General features: G+C 60.6%; 1 protein-coding gene. It reads right to left on the reverse strand.

The genetic code is table 11. The features are described 5' to 3' along the window. Positions 1-1,517, reverse strand: a 1,517-nt coding sequence (lon, locus tag FEM54_RS32415; protein WP_138454265.1) for an endopeptidase La, incomplete at both ends; no start/stop codon positions are given.

Here is a 1,517-nt window from a genome sequence, read left to right on the forward strand (position 1 = left end):
GGTGTACGAAGGCTTCATCGAAGAACTTCGGATCGCCGCCAAACGACTTCAGGTTCGAGCTGATGTAGCTGTAGGCGATCTCGGCGGACTCTTTCATCACTTCACCCAACTGCCCGGTGAGTTTGAAGCCGCGATTGAGCGTGTGGATGCGCGTCGCCTCAATCGGCAAGGTCGCGCCGCCCATGCTGGTCCAGGCCAGGCCAGTGATCACACCAGTGCCCGACAGCACTTGCTCGTTGCGGAACACCGGCATGCCCAATGAGCTTTCCAGGTCCTTGTTGCCGATCTTGATCACCGAGTCTGGCTCATCCAGCAGCTTGACCACGGCCTTGCGCACCAGTTTGCCCAGCTGTTTCTCCAACTGGCGCACCCCGGCTTCCCGCGCATAACCGTCGATCAACGCACGCAGGGCGCCGTCGCTGATGCTCAGGCTGGTTTTCGCCACGCCGGCTTTTTCCAGCTGCTTGGGCCACAGGTGACGCTTGGCGATGGCGACTTTTTCTTCGGTGATATAGCCCGACAGGCGAATCACTTCCATACGGTCCAGCAACGGGCCGGGGATCGAGTCCAGGGTGTTGGCGGTACACACGAACAGCACTTTGGACAGGTCCAGGCGCAGGTCCAGGTAGTGATCGAGGAATTCGACGTTCTGCTCAGGGTCGAGGGTTTCCAGCAGCGCAGACGCCGGGTCGCCCTGGAAGCTCTGGCCCATCTTGTCGATCTCGTCGAGCATGATCACCGGGTTCATCACTTCCACATCTTTAAGCGCCTGCACCAGCTTGCCCGGCAGGGCGCCGATGTAGGTGCGGCGATGGCCCTTGATCTCGGCCTCGTCGCGCATGCCGCCAACGCTGAACCGATAGAACGGCCTGCCCAGGGATTCGGCGATGGATTTACCCACACTGGTCTTGCCCACGCCCGGCGGGCCGACCAGCAGCACGATGGAACCGGCGACTTCGCCTTTGTAAGCACCGACCGCGAGGAATTCGAGGATGCGACTTTTGATGTCGTCCAGGCCTGCATGGTGCTTATCCAGCACTTTGCGCGCGTGTTTCAGGTCGAGCTTGTCCTCGCCATATACGCCCCACGGCACGGAAGTGGCCCAGTCCAGGTAGTTGCGTGTGACCGCGTATTCCGGCGAACCGGTTTCCAGGATCGACAGCTTGTTCATCTCTTCGCCGATGCGTTTTTGCGCCTGGGCCGGCAGCACTTTGCCCACCAGGCGTTGCTCGAACTGTTCGACGTCGGCGCTGCGGTCATCCTTGGTCAAGCCCAGCTCTTGCTGGATGACCTTGAGTTGTTCCTTGAGGAAGAACTCGCGCTGATGCTCACCGATCTTGCGGTTTACCTCGGCGGAGATTTCCTTCTGCAGGCGCGCGACTTCAACTTCCCTGCGCAGCATCGGCAATACTTTTTCCATGCGCTTGAGCATGGGGACGCAGTCCAGCACTTCCTGCAACTCGTTACCGGTTGCCGAGGTCAACGCGGCGGCGAAGTCGGTGAGCGGCGACGGGTCG

The sequence above is a fragment of the Pseudomonas edaphica genome, from assembly GCF_005863185.1.
In the GTDB taxonomy this organism is placed as follows: Bacteria; Pseudomonadota; Gammaproteobacteria; order Pseudomonadales; family Pseudomonadaceae; genus Aquipseudomonas; species Aquipseudomonas edaphica.